This is a genomic window from Dolichospermum sp. UHCC 0260, from assembly GCF_009711985.1.
Taxonomy (GTDB): Bacteria; Cyanobacteriota; Cyanobacteriia; order Cyanobacteriales; family Nostocaceae; genus Dolichospermum; species Dolichospermum lemmermannii.
Map to the genome: position 1 here is coordinate 21,427 of NZ_VIKZ01000041.1, position 4,136 is coordinate 25,562.

The 4,136-nt window shown below is 40.4% G+C and carries 3 protein-coding genes; all 3 read left to right on the top strand.

All coding sequences use genetic code 11. From position 1 onward, the window contains the following. Positions 1 to 126 precede the first annotated feature (126 nt). On the top strand, positions 127 to 1,374 hold the full coding sequence (locus tag FJR08_RS15865; RefSeq protein ID WP_168633814.1) for an ATP-binding protein: 1,248 nt from the start codon (positions 127 to 129) through the stop codon (positions 1,372 to 1,374). A gap of 863 nt (positions 1,375 to 2,237) precedes the next feature. After that, positions 2,238 to 2,771 (top strand): YdcF family protein, encoded by a 534-nt coding sequence (locus tag FJR08_RS15870; protein ID WP_168633815.1) that lies wholly within the window; start codon positions 2,238 to 2,240, stop codon positions 2,769 to 2,771. 105 nt (positions 2,772 to 2,876) lie between these two features. Continuing rightward, positions 2,877 to 4,040 carry a GuaB3 family IMP dehydrogenase-related protein gene (locus FJR08_RS15875; RefSeq protein WP_148760773.1) on the top strand — a complete coding sequence of 388 codons (1,164 nt, stop codon included), beginning with the start codon at positions 2,877 to 2,879 and terminating at the stop codon, positions 4,038 to 4,040. Positions 4,041 to 4,136: the final 96 nt, after the last annotated feature.

The following is a 4,136-nucleotide window of genomic DNA, read 5'->3' on the forward strand; positions in this document are numbered from 1 at the left end:
TAGCTACTTTTAGTGGTGACAGTGACTTTCTTTCCTGTGCGGTTACACTAAATGGGTTAACAATTGTTGCGGGTGACGCTGGGGGAATGGTGCATTTTTTAAAGTGGGAAAATCCGGGAGCATGAAATGATGAATTTATCACCCAGACGACCAACTATGAATAATGCCATAGTTAATCACCAAGAATTTGCAGCCATAATTCACCAAAAAAGCGCGAATTTTCTCGGTCGTAATTTCGTGTTTACTGCGATTCATAATTTTCTCAATCGCTACAACCGGGGTTATTTCACTATTATCGGTCTACCCGGTAGCGGTAAAAGTGCAATTATTGCTAAATATATTAATCAAAACAATCCCCTAGAAAATCGCCAGGTAATTTATTACAACGCTGAACTAGAGGGGAAAAATCACGCTGAAGAATTTCTCAAATATATATGTTCTCAAATTATCGCCACATTTGATCAAATATCTCTGCCAAATTTACCCGATAGCGCTACAGAAGGGAGTTGGTTTTTATCTTTGCTTCTCCAACAAATCAGCGACAATTTACAACCAAATCAAAAATTAATTATTGCCATTGACAGTTTAAATTGCATCAATTCCCAATTACAACCACCAGGAACAAATATTTTTTATCTTCCCCGCTACATTCCCCAAGGGGTGTATTTTCTCCTTACCCGTCGTCGGTTTTTATCAGATAATTCTGGTTTATTAATAGAAGCACCGGTACAAAGTTTGCATTTAGCAGATTATCCACAGGAAAATAAACAAGATATTCAAAATTATATTCGGAGAAACCTAACCCCCCTAACCCCCCTTCCCTACGAGGGAATGGGAGAACAAGATGCTTCTAACTCCCCTTCTCCTATTACAGAAATAGAGGAAAAAAACTTGTCTAACTCCCCTCTCCTTGCAGGAGAGGGGTTGGGGGAGAGGTCAATCAAATCCTGGTTAAATACCCACCAAATAAATGAAGCAGAATTTATTACTAATTTAACCAACCGCAGCGAAAATAATTTCATGTACATCAGCCAAATCTTAGCTGCTATTACTAATAATTTTTATCCCCAACCTTCCCAAATAGGAACATCATTTCCACCACCATTAGAAACCTATTACCAACAACATTTAGAAAAAATGCTGGGTTCTCAACATCAAGATTTTCCCCTAGCAGTGTTGAAAGTTTTATCCCAGACAACACAACCCATATCAGTTACAGATATTGCTAATTCGCTAAATACTGATGAATATGATATTGAAGAATTATTAGAAAATTGGTTAGAGTTCTTGCAGATAGAAACTATTTCTGACTCAACTACCTACAAATTCTATCATGATAATTTCCGCCAATGGCTCATAAAATCTCTGTTTTGATCCTGTTCATCCTTTAATCCTGTACATCCTGATAGCGCAGCGTGGCGTATAACTCCTGCGTCGTCACGCAAGCTATAGCCATTTCTGACAATTTACCTAACTAGCCACTTAATATTACTAGCAAAAGCGCCTCGAAGGTAAATATAAAGATTTATGTAGGGCTGGCTGAATAAACCGAAAACCTAGATAGATTAAGAGTTTCCCGGTTAAAAAAGTGAATTAGGTGCAAGGAATAAGGATTGAAACCATTAAAAACCTATCACTTTCTGAAATTTGAGACTATTCTTCTCTCCTTCTAATTCTTCCTCCTGACTCGGTGACTCGGTGACTCGGTGACTCCTAGCCCTCACGAAAAGACTTTTTCAGCAAGCCCTATGTATTCTTTCCTAATTAGACATCTCCGAAAATGAATGTAGAGACGTTCTATAGAACGTCTCTACAAGGGTTTCAAACCACGCACATTTAATTACCGGAGATGCCTATTGTATTCATTAAGAATTGAAAATTATGCTTGTGAAAACAAATAAATCATTGTCACATATAGCAAGCAGTTACACTAATTAAAATTCTTAGGCGTGTTAGGTCTTATAGTAAATCTAAAAATTATGTTGTCAATGAGTGGTGAGACACCTTTGATTAATTTTCTCAGATAGTTTAGGATATGGCAGAAATTACAGCAATGTAGATTCAGTTACTATGATTGCAACGTTACCAACTTTTTTCTAGATATAGTTCGCAAAAACTTATACTAACCATCATCCCTGTGCGTTATTGTGCTGATTTTTAAAGAAAACTCTAGTCCGAATAGACATACCTATAGAGCCTTGAATAAGCTACTTTTGACAGGGAAATCTGTGAGGGTTATGGCTTGTCTCCTCCCCTTATTCATCTGGTGGGGGTGCAAGGCAGTACAAAACCAATTTGTACAACCACAAGCAATATTAGTTTTAGGCGGTTCTACCCGCTTACTAGAAAGAGAAAAGTTTACAGCCAAGTTAGCCCACCAATATCCAAATATACCCATTTGGATTTCTGGGGGCAGTCCACCTCAGCATACTAAAAAAATATTTGCTAATGCAGGAATTGATCCCCGGCGTTTAAACTTGGACTATGAAGCTGTAGACACGGTTACTAATTTCACTACTACAGTGGATGAATTACAATCTCGTGGCATCAAAAGTGTTTATTTAATTACATCTGACTTTCATATGCGTCGTGCTTGCATCGTTGGTGAAATTGTTTTAGGTAGTCGAGGCATGAATTTTAAACCCCTATCAGTTCCTTCCGCAAATTCACCAGAACCGATTGAAAAATCTCTTAGGGATGGTGCTAGGGCAGTTATTTGGTTAGCCACAGGTTATACAGGTGCTAATTATGCTAATAAAAATAAACCCTAATACATGAGAACAGAATGAAAAATCAAAAATTTTCAATTGTTCCCAATTCCCAATATCACCACAATTTGATACCCTAGCTTAAACAGTTTTGAGAGAAGTTAAAGCGTGGAAATTCAACTTGGGCGGGGAAAAGTGGCGCGTCGAGCCTATGGAATTGATGAAATTGCTTTAGTCCCTGGTAACAGAACTCTCGATCCGAGTTTAACTGATACCAAGTGGAAAATTGGCAATATTGAGCGAGAAATCCCCATTATTGCCAGTGCAATGGATGGTGTCGTTGATGTAAAAACGGCTGTTCGCTTGTCCCAATTGGGGGCATTGGGAGTAATTAATTTAGAGGGTATCCAAACTCGCTATGCTGACCCCGAACCGATTTTAGATCGGATTGCCTCCGTCGGCAAAGAAGAATTTGTCAGTCTGATGCAAGAATTGTATGCTGAACCAATAAAGCCGGAATTAATTGAAAAACGTATTCAGGAAATTAAACAACAAGGCGGTATTGCGGCAGTTAGCACAACTCCAGCCGGGGCAAGCAAATATGGTGAAATTGTAGCTAAAGCTGGAGCAGATTTATTTTTTATCCAAGCTACAGTAGTTTCTACTAATCACCTATCGCCAGAATCTATCACTCCCCTTGATTTAGCGGAGTTTTGTCGTTCTATGCCCATCCCTGTGGCATTAGGAAATTGCGTCACCTATGAAGTCACTTTGGAGTTGATGAAAGCTGGTGCAGCGGCAGTATTGGTAGGCATTGGACCTGGTGCTGCTTGTACTTCCCGTGGAGTGCTGGGTGTGGGCGTACCCCAAGCTACAGCGATCGCTGATTGTACGGCCGCTAGAGACGATTATTATCGGGAAACTGGGAAATATATCCCTATCATCGCTGACGGTGGTTTAATCACCGGGGGAGACATCTGTAAATGTATCGCCTGTGGTGCTGACGCTGTGATGATTGGCTCTCCATTTGCCAGAGCCGCCCAAGCCCCTGGGCGTGGTTATCACTGGGGTATGGCAACTCCCAGCCCGATATTACCGCGAGGGACTCGGATTCGCGTAGGTACAACTGGAACTCTAGAACAAATACTCACAGGTCCAGCCGGCTTGGATGATGGTACTCATAATCTTTTAGGAGCTTTAAAGACCAGTATGGGAACTTTAGGCGCTAAAAACATTAAGGAAATGCAGCAAGTTGAAGTTGTCATTGCTCCTTCTCTACTGACCGAAGGTAAGGTTTACCAAAAAGCCCAACAGTTAGGTATGGGTAAATAACTCATTCGTGTCAGTGGTCAGTGGTCGAGTGGTCAGTGGTCAGTGGGTCATCGTTAAGGGTTTTCTGCTGACAACGGACAACGGACAACTGTACGG

What these genes read in the sequence shown, in the direction of transcription:
- FJR08_RS15865 (WP_168633814.1), top strand. Translation starts at nt 127, where the DNA reads ATGATGAATTTATCACCCAGACGACCAACTATGAATAATGCCATAGTT.
- FJR08_RS15870 (WP_168633815.1), top strand. Translation starts at nt 2,238, where the DNA reads ATGGCTTGTCTCCTCCCCTTATTCATCTGGTGGGGGTGCAAGGCAGTA.